Annotated in this window: 19 protein-coding genes; 2 read left to right on the top strand and 17 right to left on the bottom strand. The window is 62.4% G+C overall.

Annotated features, from left to right (window positions below; all coding sequences use genetic code 11):
- Both EN955_RS00980 and EN955_RS00985 read right to left on the bottom strand, forming a co-directional pair.
- Positions 1–603 (bottom strand): ANTAR domain-containing response regulator, encoded by a 603-nt coding sequence (locus EN955_RS00980; RefSeq protein WP_013530455.1) that lies wholly within the window; start codon positions 601–603, stop codon positions 1–3.
- Between the two features lie 83 nt (positions 604–686).
- A complete protein-coding gene (locus EN955_RS00985) occupies positions 687–2,756 on the bottom strand; it encodes an NAD(P)-binding protein (RefSeq protein WP_024503968.1) in 2,070 nt (689 codons plus the stop codon).
- 276 nt (positions 2,757–3,032) lie between these two features.
- Between EN955_RS00985 and argE the strand changes: the two genes are divergently transcribed.
- Positions 3,033–4,193 (top strand): acetylornithine deacetylase, encoded by a 1,161-nt coding sequence (gene argE, locus EN955_RS00990; protein WP_024503969.1) that lies wholly within the window; start codon positions 3,033–3,035, stop codon positions 4,191–4,193.
- Between the two features lie 7 nt (positions 4,194–4,200).
- Here argE and EN955_RS00995 read toward each other — a convergent pair whose 3' ends face one another.
- The 9 genes from EN955_RS00995 to EN955_RS01035 form a co-directional block, all read right to left on the bottom strand.
- Positions 4,201–5,157, bottom strand: coding sequence for a LysR family transcriptional regulator (locus tag EN955_RS00995; protein ID WP_013530452.1), 957 nt, complete (start codon positions 5,155–5,157; stop codon positions 4,201–4,203).
- A 151-nt stretch (positions 5,158–5,308) separates the two neighbouring features.
- Positions 5,309–6,799 carry an aldehyde dehydrogenase gene (locus EN955_RS01000; protein ID WP_024503970.1) on the bottom strand — a complete coding sequence of 497 codons (1,491 nt, stop codon included), beginning with the start codon at positions 6,797–6,799 and terminating at the stop codon, positions 5,309–5,311.
- Positions 6,800–6,820: 21 nt separating this feature from the next.
- Complete coding sequence (locus tag EN955_RS01005; RefSeq protein WP_024503971.1) at positions 6,821–7,495, bottom strand: DUF1028 domain-containing protein; 675 nt, start codon at positions 7,493–7,495, stop codon at positions 6,821–6,823.
- 5 nt (positions 7,496–7,500) lie between these two features.
- A complete protein-coding gene (locus EN955_RS01010; RefSeq protein ID WP_013530449.1) occupies positions 7,501–7,917 on the bottom strand; it encodes a RidA family protein in 417 nt (138 codons plus the stop codon).
- A 56-nt stretch (positions 7,918–7,973) separates the two neighbouring features.
- A complete protein-coding gene (locus EN955_RS01015) occupies positions 7,974–9,248 on the bottom strand; it encodes an NAD(P)/FAD-dependent oxidoreductase (RefSeq protein WP_024503972.1) in 1,275 nt (424 codons plus the stop codon).
- Between the two features lie 153 nt (positions 9,249–9,401).
- Complete coding sequence (locus EN955_RS01020) at positions 9,402–11,006, bottom strand: GMC family oxidoreductase N-terminal domain-containing protein (RefSeq protein WP_024503973.1); 1,605 nt, start codon at positions 11,004–11,006, stop codon at positions 9,402–9,404.
- Between the two features lie 95 nt (positions 11,007–11,101).
- Positions 11,102–11,905 (bottom strand): ABC transporter ATP-binding protein, encoded by an 804-nt coding sequence (locus tag EN955_RS01025; protein ID WP_013530446.1) that lies wholly within the window; start codon positions 11,903–11,905, stop codon positions 11,102–11,104.
- A gap of 13 nt (positions 11,906–11,918) precedes the next feature.
- A complete protein-coding gene (locus tag EN955_RS01030) occupies positions 11,919–12,785 on the bottom strand; it encodes an ABC transporter permease (protein ID WP_024503974.1) in 867 nt (288 codons plus the stop codon).
- 148 nt (positions 12,786–12,933) lie between these two features.
- Positions 12,934–13,923, bottom strand: a complete 990-nt coding sequence (locus EN955_RS01035; protein WP_024503975.1) for an ABC transporter substrate-binding protein — start codon at positions 13,921–13,923, stop codon at positions 12,934–12,936.
- Between the two features lie 332 nt (positions 13,924–14,255).
- Between EN955_RS01035 and EN955_RS34720 the strand changes: the two genes are divergently transcribed.
- Positions 14,256–14,429 (top strand): hypothetical protein, encoded by a 174-nt coding sequence (locus tag EN955_RS34720; protein WP_164752743.1) that lies wholly within the window; start codon positions 14,256–14,258, stop codon positions 14,427–14,429.
- Here the strand turns inward: EN955_RS34720 and EN955_RS01040 are convergent.
- The 6 genes from EN955_RS01040 to EN955_RS01065 all read right to left on the bottom strand — a co-directional run bounded on the left by EN955_RS01040 (position 14,426) and on the right by EN955_RS01065 (position 20,816).
- Entirely contained in the window at positions 14,426–15,247 is an 822-nt protein-coding gene (locus EN955_RS01040) for a carbohydrate ABC transporter permease (protein WP_024503976.1), read from the bottom strand. The genes EN955_RS34720 and EN955_RS01040 overlap by 4 nt on opposite strands.
- Positions 15,248–15,249: 2 nt before the next feature.
- Entirely contained in the window at positions 15,250–16,116 is an 867-nt protein-coding gene (locus tag EN955_RS01045) for a sugar ABC transporter permease (protein ID WP_024503977.1), read from the bottom strand.
- Positions 16,117–16,171: 55 nt separating this feature from the next.
- Entirely contained in the window at positions 16,172–17,467 is a 1,296-nt protein-coding gene (locus EN955_RS01050; protein ID WP_244514326.1) for a sugar ABC transporter substrate-binding protein, read from the bottom strand.
- Between the two features lie 82 nt (positions 17,468–17,549).
- Positions 17,550–19,082: a putative N-acetylmannosamine-6-phosphate 2-epimerase gene (locus tag EN955_RS01055; RefSeq protein WP_024503979.1), complete on the bottom strand. Its 1,533-nt coding sequence runs from the start codon at positions 19,080–19,082 to the stop codon at positions 17,550–17,552.
- 68 nt (positions 19,083–19,150) lie between these two features.
- Positions 19,151–19,900, bottom strand: coding sequence for a GntR family transcriptional regulator (locus tag EN955_RS01060; RefSeq protein WP_024503980.1), 750 nt, complete (start codon positions 19,898–19,900; stop codon positions 19,151–19,153).
- 130 nt (positions 19,901–20,030) lie between these two features.
- On the bottom strand, positions 20,031–20,816 hold the full coding sequence (locus tag EN955_RS01065; RefSeq protein WP_024503981.1) for an IclR family transcriptional regulator: 786 nt from the start codon (positions 20,814–20,816) through the stop codon (positions 20,031–20,033).
- Position 20,817 lies beyond the last annotated feature (1 nt).

The following is a 20,817-nucleotide window of genomic DNA, read 5'->3' on the forward strand; positions in this document are numbered from 1 at the left end:
TCATTCGTCCTCCGCCGGTCCCAGCAGCCCCGCGGCAGTCACCAGGCTTTGGGCGATGTCGCCGATCTTGCGGTTCTGGTTCATCGCCGTCTTGCGCAGCAGCGTGTAGGCGGCCTCTTCGGAGAGGCCGCGCGATTTCATCAGGATGCCCTTGGCGCGGTCGATCACCTTGCGGCTCTCGAGCTCGCCGCGAACCTCTTCCAGTTCGCGCGCCATGCGCGAAAAAGCGTTGAAGCGGCTGACCGCCATGTCGAGGATCGGCTTGACGCGCTCTTGCCGCAGACCGTCGACGACATAGGCCGAAACGCCGGCATCGACCGCCGCCTCGATCGAGGCCTGGTCCGAGCGGTCAACGAACATGGCGATTGGCCGCTTCACCGCGCGCGACAGCTGGAACATGTTTTCCAGCATGTCGCGGTTCGGATTTTCGAGATCGATGACGATGACATCGGGCTCGATCTCGGCGATCCGCCGCGCAATGCCGGTCACATCATGGATGACAGTGACCCGCTCATGGCCGGCCTCGCGCAACCCCGCCTCGATGATCGCGGCGCGGATGCGGTTTTCATCGATCACCAGGACGGCGAGTGCGGTTCGAACCATGCCTGCATTGTGACCAAGCGAAGGAATTGTGCAATGCGGTATGGTTGAACAATCCGATATTCGCTGACCGCGCCGCAGGCGCCCTATTCCGCGGCCAACGCTGTGACCTCGCGCCGGAAGGGCAGTGCGTCGCCGATATCGGCTTCATCCAGCTCGCGCGCGAAGCGGTGGCCGGCATAGGTTGCCCAGGCGATCGGACCCGGCGCCTCGGCGTCGCCGATGATTTTGACCGAGCGGATGCCGCTATCGGCCCATTCGTCCCGCCGCGCCTTCAATTCCTGCCAGACACTATCGTCCTGGTGGCGTGACGTGACCAGCACCACGGCGTCCGCGGCGATGTCAAATTGGCTGCCCGTATAGGCGCACGCCGTGGCAACACCGCCCGGCACGATGCGCGTCACAGTCCGGTTCAGCACGATCTCGACGCCGCGTTCGGCCAGCCGGCGATGGATGGCGCCCTGCTCCAGCGTGTTGCGGGTCCAGTCGGACACATAGGCTGACGGCGTCACCAGCGTCACCTTCGCACCCTGGCGCGCCATCAGCTCGGCCAGAACGCCACCCATGTAGTAGTGGTCGTCGTCGAACAGCACGACACTGCCGGTCGGCACAGTGCCGGCCATCAGATCGTCCGGCGTGTAGACCGGCATGGCCGGGTCGATCGGCATCGGCACGACATGCGCGCGCGCCACGCCGTCTCGGCGCCATGTCGAGCCGGTGGCAAGCGCAATGTTCTGAAAGCCGAAGTCCAGTATCTCCTGCGCCGACAATCGGCTTTCGAAATAGACGTCGACATTGGACATCTGGCTGATCTGGTACTGGCGGTAGTCGCGCACGCGTCCCCATGCCGAGAGACCAGGCAAGCGGCACTCGCGCGCCACGCGGCCGCCAAGTTCGGTGCCGGCCTCGGCGATGGCCACCTGATAGCCGCGCAGGCCGAGCGCACGCGCCGCCTCCAGCCCGGCCGGGCCGGCGCCGACGATCAGCACGCTGTCGCTATCGCCCTTGGCCTGCATGCGTTCGGGATGCCAGCCCTTGCGCCATTCCTCCATGAAGGTCGGGTTCTGCGTGCAGCGCGAGATCGACATGGTCATGTCGCCGGTGATGCAGATGTTGCAGCCGATGCATTCGCGAATGTCCTCGATGCGCCCCTCCTCCACCTTCTTCGGCAGGAAGGGATCGGCAATCGATGGGCGCGCGCAGCCGATGAAATCCAGCGTGCCGGACTTGATCATCTTCACCATCACATCCGGCGAGGTGAAGCGACCGACGCCGACGACCGGCTTCGAGGTCAGTTTCTTGATGCCGGACACCAGGCTCTCCTGCGCGCCCTCCTCCTTGAACCGCGACGGCCCGGAGCAGTCCTCCCAAGCGCCATGCGCCAGGTCCCAGAGGTCGGGCAGATCGGCATGCATCTCGATCATGTCGCGCACTTCGGAATTGGCAAAGCCGAGCTCACCGATCATCTCGTCCAGCGACAGCCGCAGCGTCAGGCCGCACGTGTCGCCGATAGCGTCCCTGCCCTCTTCGATCAGCTCACGCATCAGCCGCGAGCGGTTCTCCAGCGAGCCGCCATATTCGTCGCTGCGCTGGTTGGTGGCCGTGGACAGGAAGTGCTGGATGATGCCGAAGCCATGCGCGCCGTAGAGGCACACCAAATCGAAGCCCGCGAGCCTCGCCCGTTTGAAGGCATTGCGATGCCAGCGGCGCAGGTCGCGAATATCCTGCTTGTCCATGGCGCGCGCCTGCACCGGATCGTTGGTGAAGGTGCGGATCGGCAGGGCCGACGGCCCGCGCGGCACTTCCTTGGTGTAGAGGTTCGGCCCGTTGATGCCTGAGTAGGCCAGCTGGATGCCGGCCAGCGCGCCATGCTGGTGCATTGCCTTGGCCATCTTCGCCAGCGCCGGAATATCGGCATCGTCCCACAGCCTGAGCTCGATGAAGGGCGTGATCTCCGATGTGTGGTGCATCTCGGTTTGCTCGGTGAAGATGACGCCCCAGCCGCCTTCCGACTTGATGCGGCGCATCTCGGCCGCGGCCGAAGGGTCGCGATAGCCGCCGCCATTGCAATGCGGCACCTGATAGAAGCGGTTCTTGGCGGTCACCGGACCGATCTTCACGGGCTCAAACAGAATATCATAACGCGGATCGCGCATGGAACGTGCCTTCCTGCCAGCGTCGCCCTGCAGCACGCCCGATCATGGTTTCGAGGCGTGACGCAAGCCGGCCAGCCCAGTGGGTTGATGCCGTGAGACCATTCATAAGTTGCGGCAAGCGCCGGAAAACAACAGATTTCTTCTGTGCCGGTTAGGCCGCGCCTAATCGCACACATCCGGATTAGCATCCGCTGAATCCCGACTGAGCCAAATGCGACTTCAAGGCCCCGGCCACGCGATGCTAGAAGTACCGACGGCCAATGAGACACAAGACGCATGGACAGCATCCAGATCCTTGAAAAGCTGCTCGCATTCCCGACGGTGAGCCGCGACTCGAACCTCGCCCTCGTCAACTACGTGGCGGACCTGCTAGACGCGCACGGCACTGCCAGCCAGATCATCCACAGCGAGGACGGCCACAAGGCCAACCTCTTTGCCACCATCGGACCGACTGATGCTTCCGGCATCATGCTGTCCGGTCACACCGACGTCGTTCCCGTCGACGGCCAGGCCTGGACGCTGCCGCCCTTCGAGATGACGAACCGTGACGGCAAGCTTTACGGACGCGGCGCGGCCGACATGAAGGGTTTTGTGGCCTGCGCGCTCGCCGCGTGCCTCAAGGCCGCGAAAATGACGCTGAAGACGCCTCTGCACCTGGCACTCTCCTACGACGAGGAGATCGGCTGCATCGGTGTGCGCAGCCTAATCGACATGCTGCAAGCGGCCCCGCATCGGCCGCTGCTATGCATTGTCGGCGAGCCGACCGATATGCAGGTGGCGACGGGGCACAAGGGCAAGCTTGCCGCACGCGCGCTTTGCAAGGGGCGCGAAGGCCATTCGGCGCTGGCCCCGCTGGCGCTCAACGCCATCCATCTCGGCTGCGACTTCGTCGCCGCCTTGCGCCGCGAACAGGACCGGCTGGTGCGCGATGGCGCCCGCGACGGCGACTACGACATATCATACACGACCGTCCATGTCGGCAAGATCAACGCCGGCGTGGCGCTGAACATCGTGCCGAACCTTTGCCAGGTCGACTTCGAGATCCGCAATGTCGCGGCCGACGACCCGCACGAGATTCTCGACCGCCTGCGCAAGGAGGCTGCTCATATTGCTTCCGAAGCCTCGACCATCGCGCCCGAGGCAGCAATCGACATCGACATCACCAACACCTATCCCGGCCTGGACACGCCAGCCAGTTCGCAAGCCGTCGCCTTCGTCAAATCGCTGACCGGCGCCAACAATACCATCAAGATGGCCTTCGGCACGGAAGGCGGCCTGTTCAGCCGCGATCTCGGCACGCCGACGGTCGTGTGCGGACCGGGGTCGATGGCGCAAGGGCACAAGCCGGACGAATTCGTCAGCGTCGAGCAGATGCGCCGCTGCGACGACATGCTGGAAAAATTGCTTAAGCGGCTTGCCGACCAGCAACTGGCGTAACCGGGCGCTACTTCTGCGGAAGCGCTGCCTGGCCGACGGCCCGCTCGGCTCCGAACACACCTTGCTCGACGACAAAATGCCGGCAGTGGTCGATGAACGCCTGGGCGGATTGCGTACGATGTTCGGAATTGGGCAAGGCGACGCCCATGGTCAGCGGCCGCAGGTCACCGTCCAACGGCACGAAGACGAGCGGCTTGCCGTCCGGCGCCAGCGTGTTGAGCGGCCGCATGTTGGCGATGCCGTAGCCGAAGCCGTTGGCCACCATGGAGCGCATGACCGCAATGTCGCCGGTGCGCTCGGCAATATTGGGCCGGATCCCTCGCTGGTGGAATGCCGACAGGAAATATTCGCGGCTGTACGGCAGGTCGAGCAGCACCATCGGCTCGTCGGCCAGTTCCTCCGTCGTGATCGACGCCTTGGTCGCGAAACGATGGCCCGCCGGCAGCATGACATAGGCCGGCACCAACATCAGCGGCTCGAAGGTCATATCCTGCGACAGTTCGAGATCGTAGGTCAGGGCAAGGTCGATTTCACCGCGCTGCAGCATCTCAAGCAATTGCCCCTGATTGCGCTCGAACTGGCGCACGCGCACATCGGGATAAGCACGCTCGAACCGCATGCGCAGCGCCGGCAGCACGATCTGCGCAAAGGTCAGCAGGCATCCTACCGCCAGCGGGCCGCGCACCTTCTCGGCAAAATCGCCGGCGACGTCATGCAAGGCATCGGCATCATTGAGCAGCCGGGCGGCTTCCTTGAGGAAGATGCGGCCACCGGCGGTGAGCGAGAGGCCGTGCGAATGCTTGCGGACAAAAAGCTGGACGCCGAACTCGGTTTCCAACTGCGCGATCGAGGCCGAAATCGATGGCGGCGACACATTGACCTGCTCGGCCGCCTTGGCGATGGAGCCGGCTTCGCCCACGGCAACGAAATATTCCAGCTGTCTGAGCGTGAAGCGTAGCGGCATGGCTGGCTATGTTGCCGGTTTGAGGGCTTCGATCAAGCCTAATGCATGTCGCGCAAAAGTGGCCCCGGTTTTGCGCAAACGACATGCATGGAGCAAAGGCCTAAAGCGCATCACTTGAATCCGTTCGATCGCGATGCGCTCTAGGCGCCCATCAATATTTGATCCATGTCGTTTTGAGCGCGGTGTACTTGTCGAGCGCATGCAGCGACAGGTCGCGGCCGAAGCCGGATTGCTTGAAACCACCGAACGGCGTCATCGGGCTCAGAGCGTCGACCTTGTTGACGGAAACTGTGCCGGCCTGCAGCCGCCCGGCGATGCGGTGCGCGCGCGACAGGCTGTCGGTCCACAGCGATGCGGCGAGCCCGTAGGGGCTGTCATTAGCGATGCGGATCGCGTCGGCCTCGTCATCGAAGGCAATGACCGAAAGCACCGGCCCGAAGATCTCGTCGCGGGCAATCGGATCGGCAGGCGTGACATCGTCGAAAATGGTGGGCTGGACAAAGCTGCCGCGCCCATTGACCGTGACCATGTCGCCGCCCGCGACCAGGCGCGCGGTCTTTTTACCGGCCTCGACGAAGCGCATGACGTTGGCGGCGTGGCGACTATCGACCATCGCGCCCATTTTCGAAATCGGATCGAGCGGATCGCCGGGCTGCGTGGCCGCCGCACGCTGCACCAGTTTCTCCACCAGGGCATCCTTGATGCCGCGCTGGACGAGCAGGCGTGAATTGGCGGAACAGACCTCGCCCTGGTTGAAGAAGATGCCGAAGGCCGCCATATCGGCCACCACATCGAGATCCCCGCAGTCGGCAAAGACGAGGTTGGGGCTCTTGCCGCCGGTCTCCAGCCAGACCTGCTTCATGTTCGACTGCCCGGAGTACTGCAGGAACATCTTGCCCACCGCGGTCGAACCGGTGAAGGCGAGGCAATCCACATCCATATGGCGGCCAAGCGCCTGGCCGGCGGTTTCGCCAAGGCCGGGCACGACATTGAGCACGCCGGCAGGCAGGCCCGCCTCCATCGCCAGCTCCGCCAGGAGCAGGGCCGACAGAGGCGACTGCTCGGCGGGTTTCAGCACCACCGAATTGCCCGCCGCCAGCGCCGGCGCGCACTTCCAGGTCGCCATGTCGAGCGGGAAGTTCCACGGCACCACCGCGCCGACCACGCCAAGCGGCTCGCGTCGCACCAGCACCAGATCGCCTTCGCCGGTCGGCGCCACCTCGCCATAGATCTTGTCGATGGCCTCGCCATACCATTGGAAGATCGCCGCCGAGCCGGGGACGTCGACCGAAGCCGCATCCCTGACCAGTTTGCCCATGTCGAGCGATTCAAGCAGGGCCAGTTCATGCAGGTTGTCGCGCAGCAACTGCGCCAGCCGCAGCAACACCTCCTTGCGGTGCGCCGGGCTGGTGCGCGACCAGACGCCGGCGTTGAAGCTGCGCCTAGCGGCGGCAACCGCCAGATCGATGTCTTCCTCGCCGCAGGACGCCACTTCGGCCAGCACCTCGCCGGTTGCCGGATTGACGCTGGCAAAGGTCCGGCCCGAACGCGCAGCGACCGTCTTGCCGTCGATGAACGCCTTGTCACGAAAACGGATCGCGGACGCCTTGCCGATCCAGTCCTTGTGGCTGAGTTCACTCATCGCAGGTGACCCCTGTCTTGACTATTCGTCGCCCGGCACGCCGTAGCTCGGCGCATCGGATGGGTTGATCGCGCGGGTCACATAGGCATCGAGCTGTGGCTTGTAGAGTTGCCACAGCGCCGCCAGTTGCTCGATAGGACAATCGTCGGTCCAGTCGCAGCGCAGGTCGGCGACCGGCCACGCCACCTCACGCACCAGCTTCATGCCGGCGGAATGGACAGGGCCAGCCTCGCCGCCGGCTGTCAGCGCCGCGCGCATAGTCGCGATGAGGCGGTCGCCGAGATGCCCCTCCGACGCCAGGAAGGCCTCGACCATCGCTTGCGGCACGCCATCATGGGCCAGCATGTTGCCGCCGCAGGCGACATTGTCAGCTCGCGCCTCCGCCCAGATGCCAAGAGCTTTGGGACCCGAATGGATCGCGGTCGCTCCAGCGGCGTCGACAGCCAGCACCTGCCGGTATTCGGGATAGGCACCGGTGCGCTTCAATATGGCAATCGCCTCCGCCGCGGACACGCCGCGCGCCAGCAATTCGAGACCGCGCAGTCCAAGCGTAGGATCGGTGACGTTCTGGCTGGCAATGGCCCCGGCGCCCGCCTGCGCATAGGCGCAGCGCGCCGCAACAGCAGGCGACGAGGAGGACACCGCGACCCCGAACATGCCGGTGCGGCCGCACCGCGCGACAATGGAAAAGGTCATCGCAATCAGTCCGGAATGACGGCGGTGCCGTCGATCTCGACCAGCCAGTCCGGCCGCGCCAAGGCCTGCACGACAAGGCCGGTCGAGACGGGATGCACGCCTCTGATATACTCGCCCATGGTACGGTAGACCGCCTCACGATGGCGCACATCGGTGATGTAGACCACCACCTTGACCAGGTGCTCCATGGTGCCGCCGCACTCCTCGATCAGCTGGCGGATGTTCTGCATGACCTTGTGCGTCTGCTCGACTGGATCATGGCTGTCGATGTTCTTGGCCGTGTCGAGGTCCTGCGGACACTGGCCGCGCAGATAGACGGTCCTGCCGCCCCGCGTAACGACCGCCTGGCACAGATCATTGTCGAGCTTCTGCTCGGGATAAGTGTCCTTGGTGTTGAACTTTCGAATTCTTGTATGCGCCATCTTGGTCTCCGTCGGATCAGGCTCGAGGTCGGGGCATCTCGTTTGAGGTGCCGTGTCTATGCCACCTTGGTCTCGCGCTTCGCGGACGCATGGTAGGCCAGGTATTTGCGCTGCGTGGAAATATGGTCGGCCACATGCTGCGCGTCGTGCCAGACGCCCCAGATGAAGCTCGACCCCCTGCGCGATTGCCAAGGCAGTCCGAGGAAATAGATGCCGGGCTCGGTCGACACACCGCGCTGGTGCTTCGGCTTGCCCCTTTCGTCGAACACATCGACCTTCAGCCAGTTGTAGTCGACGGTGAATCCCGTCGCCCAGATGATCGAACCTATCCCGGCTTCCGACAGGTTCAGCTCGAGAATGGGATCGGTCATGCATCGCGGGTCCGGGCCGATCTTGCGGGCCTCGGGCTCTGGGGGAAGGTCGAGGCCGTTGCGGGCGACATAGGCATCTGCCTCGTCCAGAACCGACATGTAATTCGCATCGCCGCGCGCGATATTCTTGGCCAGATCGGGTGCGAAGGTCATCACACCGTGCCTGTAGGATTCGGTCCGGCCAACCAGCGTCATCCCTTGCGCGGCAAGGCGCCGGAAGTCGATCGTCTGGCCGCCACGCGCGCCGCTGACCGCGATGGTGACATGTTCGGTGCCGGGCGCAGGCGCCTGCGCGTCCCACTTGCCCAAAACCCCCAGCCACCAGCAGAAGTCACGTTCGCGATAGGCCCGCGGCGGCCGATCGTGCGGCCCGACCGAGAGATAAACCCGCCGTCCCGCACGCTGGAGTTCGTCGGCGATCTGCACCCCCGAAGACCCGGAGCCGACCACCAGCACCGCGCCTGCGGGCAGTTGGCCGGGATTGCGATAGGCGCTGGAATGTATCTGCATAGGTCCGGCGTCCCCGGGAACGACGGCCGGGATGACCGGATGCTGGAAAGCGCCGGTGGCGGCAACCACGCTCCTGGCTTCGATCACGCCATCCGAGGTTTCGATCCGGAAGCCGGGACGGCCGACAAGCCTTTCCACTTTCCTGACCTCCACGCCGCAGCGGATGGGGGCAGCGATCATGTCGGCGTAAGCGACAAAATAGTCGGCGACCTTCTCCTTGCCGATAAAGGCATCCGGACCGGCATTGGGAAATTCCATGCCGGGAAAACGGTCATGCCAGGCGGGACCATTGGCAACCAGCGAGTCCCATCTTTCGCTACGCCAGCGTTCGGCGATGCGGTCCCGCTCCAGCACGAGATGGGGCACGCCGCACTTGCTCAGATGCTCGCTCATCGCCAGCCCCGCCTGGCCGCCGCCAACAACAAGCGTGTCTACTGTTTCGACTGGCATTCAGCGGCCCTTTCTGGCTCTCCCCGAGAGTTTCTGCGCATGCGGCGGAGGTCTGATCGTTGGTTTACTGGAGGGACCGGGCAGCGAAAATTACGATTTCATGTGGCAGTGGTTAGCTTGTTCCTAAATGCTGAATTGGCCGCGCGCAGACGGCTACGCCAGTATTGCCATAGCCGCCTTTTCGCCAATCATCATGGATGGCGCATTGGTGTTGCCACCGATCAATGTCGGCATGACGGAGGCATCAGCGACGCGCAGATTGTCGAAACCGCGCACCTTGAGACTGGCGGGATCAACCACCGCCATGGCGTCGTTGCCCATCCTGGCCGTGCCAACCGGATGATAGACGGTAAGAGCCTCGGCACGCAGATAGGCGAGAATCTCGTCATCGGTGTTCACGTCGGGCCCAGGCAGGATTTCCGGTCCGCGGATGCCGCCAAAAACCGGCGAAGCCAGGATCGAACGCGCGACCTTTATGCCCTCGACGAGGGTCAGGGCATCCTGTTCGTCACTGAAGAAGCGATGGTCTATGAGCATATTGCGGCGGGTGCCGTCGCGTTGAAGCGTGATTTCGCCGACGCTCCCGGGTCTCAACACACAGGTGTGCACGGCATAGCCGTGGCCATATTCGACGAGCCGACCGCGATGGCTGCGATAGCCCGGCACGAAGTGGAACTGAATGTCGGGTATGCTCCCGGCATACTTCGTCCTGGCAAAGCCGCCGGCTTCGACATAGTTGGTCGTCAGCATGCCTTTGCGCCGGGCGAAATACTGGAACGGCGCCGCCAGCATCGCCGGAAGATTGGCAAGTGAAAGGCCGAGCGTCTTGCGGCTGTTCGATCGCACCGTGATCATGCCATCGACATGGTCGCGCAAGTTCTTACCGACGCCTGGCAGGTTCGCGACCGGTTTAATCCCCGCTGCTTTCAGCTCCCCGGCCGGGCCGACGCCGGAAGCAAGCAGAATGCGCGGCGATCCGATCGCACCCGCGCTGAGGACGACCTCCGCTCGGCACCCCAACCGTTGGGTTGCGCCTTCCCTGATCACGTTGACGCCGGTGACGCGCTCACGCTCAATCGCCAGATCAAGAACCTCGACGCCTGACAATATCCGTAGATTCGAGCGGCCGAGAATCGGCCGGACAAAGGCGCTGTAGGCCGAGAAGCGCTCGCCTCTGTTCTGGGTGACGTTGTAGATGCCGAGGCCGAGTTGGCCACCGGCATTGAAGTCGCGGTTCTCGGGCAGGCCTACGCCTCTGCCCGCCTCAACCCACAGGCTGGATACCACGTTGGGATCGCGCGGATTGTCGACCAGCAATTCGCCGTCGAATCCATGATAGGCGGGGCTCTGCAACAGGCAGTTCCGCTCCAATTTCTTGAAGACCGGCAGGACATCGGCATAGGACCACCCGGCGCAGCCAAGCGCTGCCCATTCATCGTAGTCCTGCGCGGCGCCACGAATATAGACCATCGAGTTGATCGAACTCGACCCGCCAAGAACCTTGCCGCGGTTGACCGGTATGCGGCGGTTGTTGAGCAGCGGCTGCGGCACGCCCTTGTAGCCGTAGTCGAAGTTCGGATTGCCGTAGAGCGAGAGAATGCCGGCCGGCACGCGCACCCTGGTGCGGTCGTCGCTGCCGCCCGCCTCGATCAGGCAGACACGAACTGCCGGGTCTGCGCTCAGCCTGTTTGCCAAGACACAGCCGGCCGAGCCCGCGCCAATGACGATATAGTCAAATTCCGCCGCCTCGATGCTCATGCCTTGCCCGTTTCGTCATCCACACCGAAGACTGCCGATGTCTGTTTCATGCATGTCGTCTGCCCAAAACCGAGGTCACTTTTGAGCGACATGCATTAGTGCTCGTCGTCTTCGTCGTTCTTCAGGAGCTCGAGGATCTCCCGCTTCATGGCGATGAAGTTCGGCTCCATGACCAGATCCATGCTGCGTGGACGCGGGAGGCCTACGCGGATTTCCTTCTTGATCTGACCGGGCCGGCCGGACATGACGAGCACCCTGTCCGCCAGCAGGATCGCTTCATCGATGTCATGGGTAACGAATAGGACCGTCTTCTTGGAATGATCCCAGATCCTCAGCAAAAGCTTCTGCATGCTGTGACGGGTTTGGCTGTCGAGCGCTCCAAAAGGCTCATCCATCAGCAGCACGTCCGGATCATTGGCGAGCGCGCGCGCAATCGCAACGCGCTGCTTCATGCCGCCCGACAGCTGAGACGGGTAATGGTTGGCGAACTTTGCCAGACCGACCTCGTGGAGAAAATGCTCGACAATGACCCTGCGCTCGGCCGGCGCAATGCCCTTCCGCTTCGGGCCATATTCGACGTTCTGCGCCACCGTAAGCCAGGGAAACAGCGTATATGCCTGAAACACCATGCCGCGATCCGGGCCCGGCTCGGTAACAGGCTTGCCGCCGACTACGATCATGCCGCCGGTCCGCTCCTCAAGACCGGCGACGAGATAAAGCAGGCTCGACTTGCCGCAGCCGGATGGGCCGACGATCACACAGAATTCGTTGGGCACGACGTGAAAGGAAATGCCATCCAGCGCCAGCACCGCATTGTCACCCTTGCCGTAGCGCAGGACCACATTGTCGATGCCTATGTCGGAACTCTTTGGTTTCGTCGTAAGATTCAGGGCGTCCATGTGTGCGTGTTCCTCAATTGGCCCAGGGAGCGACGAGGCGGCGGATGCCCCGGAACAATTGGTCGGTGCAAAGACCAAGGATGCCGATCATGGCGATGGCCATGAAGATCACGTCGACCTGAAAGCCGCGCATGGCTTTGAGCGAGATGTAGCCAAGTCCGCTGCGGGCGGCGACGAGTTCGGCCACGACGAGATAGGTCCAGGCCCAGCCCATGGTGACGCGCAGCACATCCAGCACGCTCGGAAGCGTGGCCGGAAAGACGATGTGGAAGACCGTGTCGCCTCGTTTCGTGCCGAGCGTATAGGCTGCGTTGACAAGGTCGCGCTGGACGCTGCGAGCGCTGTCGGCGATCATGACGAGTTGCTGGAAGAAGACGCCGAAGACGATGACGGCAACGCGCTGCTCGATGCCGATGCCGATCCACAGGATGAAAAGCGGCACGAAGGACGTCACCGGCAGATAGCGTATGAAATTGACCAACGGTTCGAGAACGGCCTGGACGATGCGATAGGTGCCCATCGTCAATCCAAGCGGCACCGCAACGATGCTCGAAAGGACGAAGCCGATCAACACCACCTGGACGCTGGCGAAAACATGCTCCCACAACGACCCGTCAAGCGCCATGCTGATGGTGGTGGACAACACGGATTCGGGGCGAGGCAGGAACATTTCCTTGACCGCTCCGGAATAGGTCAGCGCGAACCAGCCGCCGATGACGGCGATCCAGACCATGAAGCCGAGCGTAATGGAGAGAGAGCGCGGCACAGCCCGAAACGGTGTGGCGATGACTTTCAGGACGGATCGACCGGCCTGACCTTCTTCAACTCTCGCGGTCACGCCATTGCTGACCAGAGAGCTCGTGTTCGGTGCTAGTGTCACGGGATACCCTTTTGGGCCGCTTGGACCGGAGGCGCGAGGTCCGCCTCCGGTTCAGCCAAATCACTTTGCAAGGTCAAATTACTTCGCAGGCCAAGCTACTTTGCAAGGCCAAGCTACTTCCAAGGCCAAGCTACTTTCCAAGGCCAAGCTACTTTCCAAGGAAGGATGTATCGACGAGGTCGTCATACTTGACGTCCATTTTGAGCTTGCCGAAGCCGCCCCAGATATCGCCGCCCAGCTTGATCAGCTTGCCGGCTTCGCCAGTCTCGCCACCGGCGAAGAATTCGGCATTGCGCTGCTTACCGTAGAAGTTCACGCCAGCGGCCGAGGAAGCAAAGTCCTTCGGATCCTTCAGCCAGCCGCCGACGCCTTTGGCCATCACCTCATACGCCTTCTCAGGATTCTCCTTGATGAACTCGTTGGCCTTGTAGAGGCCCTTCACCAGCGCCTCGACATCTCCGGGGTTCTTCGTGATGTAGTCGCAGTTGAGCGCCACCACATCGACGATCAAGCCGGGTGTCTTGGAGGAGTCGATCAGCACCTGTCCCTTGTTTTCCTTCTTGGCCAGCGTCAGATGCGGTTCCCAGGTGACGGCAACGGGAATGCGGTCGGCCATGAAGGCGGCGGCGGCATCGTCTGCCGTCATGTTGGTGATCTTCACATCGGCCTGGGTGAGACCGGCCTGCTTGAGCAGGATATTGAACCAGAACTGCGACACTGAACCCTGGTTCAGCGCTACGTCCATGCCTTTGAGGTCGGCGATGCTCTTGACCCCGCTGGGCGCGAGCACGCCATCGCCGCCATGGCTGTCATCCAGCGCATAGACCGACTTGAAGCAAACATCCTTCGAACGATACTTCATGATCTCGTCGACGGTCGAGGCGCTGCCGTCGAGCTCGCCGGCGGCAACAGCCGCCATATACAGCGATGCTTCCTCGATGATTTCAAGCGAGACATCGAGCCCACCTTCCTTGAAGTAGCCCATGTCACGGGCAAGGAAGAGCGGTCCGTACCCCACCCAGGTCGTCATGCCCAGTTTCAAGCTGCCAGCTTCGGCGTGGAGGCTCACCGATATGGCGCTGAGCGCAATGCCGGCCACCAGCGCGGCCCGGCGAAACTTCGAGATTATTGTCGTCATCACGTTCCCCTGTTTTTCTGAAGTCGGGCGTTATCCCGGCCCGAACGAAACCCGCTCCGGAGGCATCGCCGAAGCCTGTCGCCTGACGTTCTTTTCTTGTTTTCTTTCAGCCGATGGCGGAGCAAAGCACGTTGGGTGCGCTGCACAAATTATGATTTTCAGTAGTTCGGCTTAGGCTGGACCTAACCAGACTGCGTTGCGTCTGCGCCATCGCGATTTCGCCATCAGCAAGCTGCACCATTTCTTCCTTCCTCGGCCAGCCCGAGGCCACACCATTTTACGCGCCATCTATTGGCCGGGGCTGAGAGAGGGGGAACTGGAGCCGAGCTATTGTGGGCTACGGCCTAACGAACGGGTTGCAGTTCGGCGATTTCGACATTCTGGCTGATCCGTCCGGACGGCTGATCCGTCTTTTCGGAATCGAGTCACCTGGCCTGACAAGTGCGCTGGCGCTGTCGGATTGGGTTGTCCAATTTGTCGGAAAGACGAACTTCTTCTTGCTTTAGCCTTTGACCGCCCCAGCGGTCATGGATCCCGATATCTGCCGATACATCACAAGACCCAGCAATGCCGGCGGCAAGGCGCCCAGCATCATGACCGCGGAAGCGGTTCCCCATTTCACGCCACCGCCGCTCGCGGCGAAGAAGAAGGATGCGCCGACCGTCATCGGCACGGCACGACTGGTTGTCAGCATGAGGCCGAAGAGGAATTCGTTCCAGGCGGTGATGAAGCCGAAGATGAAGGTTGTGACCAGCGCCGGTCGGATGACGGGCCGGACGATCATCATCATCACCTGCAAGGAATTTGCGCCATCGACTTTCGCCGCCTCGTCGAGTTCGACTGGTACATCTGAAATCGCGTTCACCAGGATGACGAGTGCAAGCGGCGCGTTGACGATGGTCAGGATGAGCCCGAGCCCGATCCGCGTATCGAGCAGGCCCAGCCACTGGTACATCATGTAAAGCGGGATCGCGAAGATGATCAGCGGCACGGCGCGAAGATTGATGACGATCGGCAGGACCAAGCGCTTTCCCGCCTCGCTGCGCGCGATCGCATAGGCAGCCGGGAACGCGAGCACGATTGCAAGGCCGGTTCCGATCAGCGCCGCCACGGTGCTGTTCAGCAGATAGGCATAGATGTTGAAGCGGCTGGTCTGCGTCAGGACCTCCAGATAGTTGTCGAGCGTCGGCTGGCTGATCCACAAACCGGGGTTCGTCGAAAGCTCGCGCTGGCTTTTGAGCGATGTGATCAGCGTCACGATAATGGGGAAATTCATCGCCAGCACGGCGATGGCAAAAACGATCCAGCGCAGTGCCCCGGCCATCGTCAACGCTTCCTGCGGCCGGCAAGCCGGTTAAGGCAGTGGAGAACGATGAACGACGCCATGAACAGGACAACCGAGGCGGCGACCGCCTTGCCAATAGCCCCTTCCTTGAAGAAGGCTTGGTAGATGTAGATCGACAAGGACGTCGTTGAACCTCCTGCACCACTGCCGGTCAATGCATAGACATTGTCGAACACCCGGAAACCGTCGATGAAACGGATGAAAAACGCGATGACCAGCGTCGGCTTCATCAATGGCAGGTCGATCCACCGGACGATCTCAAACGGTGATGCGCCATCGAGCGAGGAGGCTTCGCGCACGTCGAGCGGTATGGCCGAATAGGCCATGTAGAAGAGCAGGAAGGCGAAAGGCGTCCATTGCAGCGTCTCCACGACGACAAGGGTGCGGAAGGCATTGTTGATGTCGAGGAAGGCCGGGCTGTCACCGAACCATTGGAAGAGATAGTAGGGGACGGGTCCCGCGAATTCATGCAGCACCAGCCGGTACATGAGACCGACCATGGCCGGCGCGACCATCAGCGGCAGCATCAACGGCGCCATCAGGACTGGTCGCTTGCTCAGAAGCGGTGCCAGGAAGATGGCAAGGAAAAGACCGATCAGACATTCCGCTGATGCGGTAAGAATACCGAATCGCAGAGAGAACCAGGCCGAGCTCCAGAATTCGCGGTCGTTCAACACCGCGACATAGTTGCTGAAACCGCTCAACACCGGACTGCGCAGCGTCTCGAATGTGACGGTCGAAATGGAATAGATCAGATTGACGATCGCCGGAAAGCCGAGGAACAGCAGCAGGAAGCCGACCAGCGGCGTCAGATACATCCTGCCTTCGGCACGTGTCACAAGGGCCATCTCGATCCGCCAAACGCGCCGGACACCGAGCTCGACCCGGCGTCCGGCAAATGGTTCATTTCTTGAGAAGGTCCTGCATGCCCGCCTTGGTGTGGGCGAGCGCATCCTCGAGGCTCTGCTGGCCGGACCAGTAGCCGGTAAACTCCTTTGCCTGCAGCTCATAGACCGGGAGCGCACTCGCGGACGTCGCTCCGGTCATGACATAGCCGTACTTGCTGGCGAATTCGCCGAGCTTGACGAGATCGGGACGTTCCTTCGCAACCTTGGCGACGACATCGGGAGACAATGCCGGCGAACCGCCGCTGCGCGCATAGAGCAAGGCCGCATCCTCGGTGGCGAGCCACTTCAGGAACTTGACGGCGCCTTCCTTGTTCTTGGCGTTCTTGTTGAGGCCCAAACCAAGGCCGTGGATATGATCGGCGCGTCCGTCGGGACCTGCCGGCGGCGCGACGATCCCGGTCACCTCGGCGACCGCCGGAGATTTTTCGGTGCTGGTCAGATCCGCCGCCGCGGCATTCCACTGCAGTGCCGTCGCGGCCTGACCGGATGCGAAGGCCGCGTTGGTTTCCGCATATTCGTAGCTCAGCGAATCCTTGGGCGATGACCCGGCATCATAGAGTTTCTTGTAGAGCTCGAGGCCGGTCTTGTAGGCATCGGAATCCACCGTGACATTGCCGTTCTTGTCCATCCAGTCGCCGCCGTAGGAGCGCGGCAGGGACTGGAAGACCATCATGTTGAACAGCAGGTTCTTCATCTGCAGGACCGTGCCGTAGCGCACCGGGCTGTCGGGGTTCACCTGCTTGGTGAAATAGAGGGCGGTGGCCGCCCAGTCGTCCCAGGTCCAGCTGTCCGGGTCCTTCGGCTGCAGCGGCTTGCCGAGATATTTCTGGGCGATTTCACCATAGGTCTTCTTGGCGGCGTCATCCCTGCTCAAGGCGTCGACGAGATCCTTGCGGTAGTACATGAAGTGCAGCGAAAGGTCGGTCGGCACGCCGTATTGCTTGCCGTCGAACTGCATCGTCTTGAGAACGGATTCGCCGAAAACCTTGGCCGCATCCGCGCCAAGATCGACCGGCTCCATATAGGGCGCGTAGCGACCGAGCGAGTAGGTGGCGACGAGATTCACGTCGAAGGCGTTGGATCCGGCCGCCATGTCGGCCTGCAGCTTGTCGTAAAAGCCTTCGCGGTTGAAGAACAGCAGCTCCACCTTGTCGGCATCGCTTGCCTGCTTGTTGTAGGTTTCCACGGTTGCCCGCAGTGCGGTTTCCTCGGACCCGCCAGGCCAGCCGAGAACGGTCACGGTTGCGTTGGCAAAGGTCGGCAAAGCTGTCCCCGCGAGGAGGGTGGCCATAAGCGCAAAAGACGTCCTGCTCAATTTCATGATCGTTCCCTTCTTTTTTGATGATTTTTGCATGGCATGACCGGCGGCGCCGCTACCTTGCCCATTCGGCAAGATCGGCAACACCGATGACGCCGGCGTGGCCCGCGAGCTTCGCCGCAACGAGATTGGAGGAAAGGCGCGGTGGAACCTCGCCCAGATGCGCGCGCACCCGGTCGAGATAGCCATCGGCAAGACCGATGCTGCCGCCGATGACGATCGATTTCGGATCGAACATCATCTGAATGTCCCGGCACAGCGTCGCGACCCGCGAGGCGCTCCGCGAGACGATGGCGTCGGCCCAGGCCTCGCCCTTCAGCGCACGCCCGAACACATCGGCGGCATCGGCCTTGAAGCCGGCCTTGAGGGCCTGCGAAGCGATCCAGCGGCCGGAGGTGCTGTCTTCGAGTGGGGCCTGGTCTGCAGACAAACCACGGATCAGACCGAAGTGACCGGCAAGACCGGACAGCAATCGGCCGTTGCAAACGATGCCGCCGCCAATTCCGGTCGAGATGGTCAGAAAGACGATGTCGCGACCTTGCCCGGCGCCGAATTTGTATTCGCCCCAGGCGGCTGCCTGGGCATCGTTGAACGCACAGACGGGCTTGCCGAAAACAGCGGATGCCCTTTCGACCAGCGGGTAGCCGTCGGGAATGCCAAGCGTCGCCGGATTCAACGCCGACCAGCGTCCATCGTGCACCAGCCCCGTCACCGCAATACCGATACGACTGAAGCGGCTTGACCAGGCTGACGTGCTTTGCGCAAGGGATGCCAGCCAGGCGTCGGGTCCAGCCTCTCGCGCCGTCGGCACGATCATGTCCTCGATCACCTTGCCGCCGCTGACCAGCGCGGCCATGGTCTTGGTTCCGCCGATGTCGATGCCCAGCACGGTTGGGCCAAGCACGGTTTGCGTGCCTCTTGCCGCATAGGCCTCGGAAATCGCCTGGTGGAACCACGAGGTGACGTGCTCGGTACGGGTGATCGCCGATCCGACAACCACGGCACAGGCGCCGGCGCGCGCGGCGGCGGCCGCCTGCTCCGGCGACCGGATACGCCCTTCGGCGATGACGTAGGGGGTCAGGGTTCGCATTTGAGCGATGAGGGCAATGTCCGGATCCTCCGGCTCCGGCCCGCCGACATAGCCGGAAAGCGTCGTGCCGACGAAATCGACACCCGCGGCAAGGGCCCGGCGCGCATCGTCAAGGCAAGAGCAATCGGCCATGGTCAGCTTGTTCCTGGACTTGACGGCTTTCACAAGCGCTTCGACAGGAACGGGACGGACACGGTCCGTCGCATCGAAAGCGATGATATCGGCGCCCGCCTCGGCCAGCGCCTCGACATCGGCCAGATAGGGCGTGATGCGCACGGGGCTGTCGGTCAGATCGCGCTTGACGATACCGATGATCGGCTCGCGGACGGCCAGGCGGGCGGCCGCGACATAGGGCACGGATTCGATGCGCAGGGCCTTGGCTCCGGCTTCAAGAGCGGCCCTGGCAAAGCCCGTCACGAATTGCGCACTGTCCATCGGGCCGCCGGGAACCGGCTGGCAGGACACGATGAGACTGTTGGCGATGTCTTGTCGCTGCACGTCGGCACTCCCCTGTCGCCATCACGATAAATGGAAAATACCAGATTACAACCAGTTCATAACTGGTATTATCTTTGCAGCTCGAAGACGAAGTCGTAGACGTCTCCCTTGTAGCGTGTCTCGCAGTATTCCACGATCTGTCCGTCGGCGAGAAAGCAGCGGCGCTCGGTCATCAGCAGCGGTGCGCCCATCTCGCAATGAAGGTGTCTTGCATCCTCCAGCGATGCGCCGCGCGAGCGCATGCGCTGGATTGCCCTCTGAGGCAGGAAGCCGCATGCATCTAGCGCTTCATAGAGGGAGTCCTGAACCATCTCGGGCGAAGGAAGGAAGCGAACCGGCACGGCCGAGACCTCGACGGCGATCGGCGCGCCATCGGCCGTCCGCACGCGGCGCATGCGGATTACATTGGTGTTTGCGGCAATACCCAAAGCCATCATTTCGGCTGGCGATGGACGGCTTATCTGTTTGGAAAGCCATAGGCATCCAGGCTTCAGGCCGCGCGCCAGAATGTCCTCCGAAAAGCTCGTCAGCGTCGAAAGCGATTTTTCGACCCGCGACCCGATCTCGGTTTTGGAACCATGCCGGCGATTGAGCTGCCCTTCCTCTTCGAGCAACGCCAGAGCTTTTCTCACAGTGACACGCGAGATCGACAGGGCTTCCGCCAGAACCCGCTCGCCCGGCAGAACCGCGCCGGCCTTTAAAGCGTTGGAACGGATCGCTGCCTCGATCGCCGATTTCAACCGTCGGTAAAGCGGCACATCGGAGGCTGTCGCTTCCATCTCCCGACTGACAAGCCCGATCAGGTTCACGGTTGTCATTGCTCTTCCTCCCGCGCGAGAAGCACCCAGGATCAAAACATTCCTGACTGGACCCATACTGGTATTATCAATCCGGTGCAAACGTCCCGCGGGCGGTGCCTCGTCCGCGCCGTCAGCGCACCACGACCCCTCAGCGAACCTTCGGTGACAGCTTCATGGAGATGCGATCGCAGGCAGCACGCAGGACCTCCAGAGTAAAGGCATGGCGGCTTTCACGCGTATGGCGATTGATATAGGCGACGATAATGGAGGCGACGGCGCTGCCGTCCGGTCCGATGACCGGACAGCAGATATCGGTGATGCCGACGAAATCACGGCTCTCGCGCATCCAGTAACCGTCCGCGCGGATGGTACGAAGCTGCTTTTCCAGCGCCTCTCGATCCAGCGGCGCCGGCGAATGTGCCGCACATTCGTCGATCATCCGCGTCGCGACCTTTGGCGGTTGGAAGGCAAGGATCACATGGCCGGAGGTCGCGTCGGTGGCCAGGCGGCCGTAGCCGAGGCGCAGCGTGAACGCCATGTCCTCGCCGCCGGGAACGGCCGCGGTCACGACGGTCAAGCCATGATTGAAGACGACCAGGTGCGGCGACTGATTTGAGTCCCCGGCAATCCGCGTCAGCTCGGGCATTGCGGCGGACATGAGATCCTGAGCGCTCGGCGTGTGCAGCCCCAGCTTGAAAAGCTTGTCGGTCAACGAATAGGCGTCGGTCTCGGCGTTGCGCTCGATATATTGACGCTCCTGGAGCGCGATCAGCATCCGGAAAATCTCATTCTTCGAACGACCGAGGCCTTCCGCGATCTCCTTCATCGTCAAGGGCGCCCGCGCCTCCGCCAGCAGCTCCAGGACATCCAGACCCTTCGTCAGCGCCGGGGCCGAATAGGTCGGTTTGCCACTCTCTTTTGCGTCATCTGCCATT

Source organism: Mesorhizobium sp. M7A.F.Ca.CA.001.04.2.1, assembly GCF_003998485.1.
Taxonomy (GTDB): Bacteria; Pseudomonadota; Alphaproteobacteria; order Rhizobiales; family Rhizobiaceae; genus Mesorhizobium; species Mesorhizobium ciceri.

What these genes read in the sequence shown, in the direction of transcription:
- EN955_RS00980 (WP_013530455.1), bottom strand. Translation starts at nt 603, where the DNA reads ATGGTTCGAACCGCACTCGCCGTCCTGGTGATCGATGAAAACCGCATC.
- EN955_RS01005 (WP_024503971.1), bottom strand. Translation starts at nt 7,495, where the DNA reads ATGACCTTTTCCATTGTCGCGCGGTGCGGCCGCACCGGCATGTTCGGG.
- EN955_RS01010 (WP_013530449.1), bottom strand. Translation starts at nt 7,917, where the DNA reads ATGGCGCATACAAGAATTCGAAAGTTCAACACCAAGGACACTTATCCC.
- EN955_RS00985 (WP_024503968.1), bottom strand. Translation starts at nt 2,756, where the DNA reads ATGCGCGATCCGCGTTATGATATTCTGTTTGAGCCCGTGAAGATCGGT.
- EN955_RS01040 (WP_024503976.1), bottom strand. Translation starts at nt 15,247, where the DNA reads ATGGCCGGGGCACTGCGCTGGATCGTTTTTGCCATCGCCGTGCTGGCG.
- EN955_RS01065 (WP_024503981.1), bottom strand. Translation starts at nt 20,816, where the DNA reads ATGGCAGATGACGCAAAAGAGAGTGGCAAACCGACCTATTCGGCCCCG.
- argE (WP_024503969.1), top strand. Translation starts at nt 3,033, where the DNA reads ATGGACAGCATCCAGATCCTTGAAAAGCTGCTCGCATTCCCGACGGTG.
- EN955_RS01025 (WP_013530446.1), bottom strand. Translation starts at nt 11,905, where the DNA reads ATGGACGCCCTGAATCTTACGACGAAACCAAAGAGTTCCGACATAGGC.
- EN955_RS00995 (WP_013530452.1), bottom strand. Translation starts at nt 5,157, where the DNA reads ATGCCGCTACGCTTCACGCTCAGACAGCTGGAATATTTCGTTGCCGTG.
- EN955_RS01035 (WP_024503975.1), bottom strand. Translation starts at nt 13,923, where the DNA reads ATGACGACAATAATCTCGAAGTTTCGCCGGGCCGCGCTGGTGGCCGGC.
- EN955_RS01050 (WP_244514326.1), bottom strand. Translation starts at nt 17,467, where the DNA reads ATGGCCACCCTCCTCGCGGGGACAGCTTTGCCGACCTTTGCCAACGCA.
- EN955_RS01015 (WP_024503972.1), bottom strand. Translation starts at nt 9,248, where the DNA reads ATGCCAGTCGAAACAGTAGACACGCTTGTTGTTGGCGGCGGCCAGGCG.
- EN955_RS01020 (WP_024503973.1), bottom strand. Translation starts at nt 11,006, where the DNA reads ATGAGCATCGAGGCGGCGGAATTTGACTATATCGTCATTGGCGCGGGC.
- EN955_RS01000 (WP_024503970.1), bottom strand. Translation starts at nt 6,799, where the DNA reads ATGAGTGAACTCAGCCACAAGGACTGGATCGGCAAGGCGTCCGCGATC.
- EN955_RS01045 (WP_024503977.1), bottom strand. Translation starts at nt 16,116, where the DNA reads ATGGCCCTTGTGACACGTGCCGAAGGCAGGATGTATCTGACGCCGCTG.
- EN955_RS01060 (WP_024503980.1), bottom strand. Translation starts at nt 19,900, where the DNA reads ATGACAACCGTGAACCTGATCGGGCTTGTCAGTCGGGAGATGGAAGCG.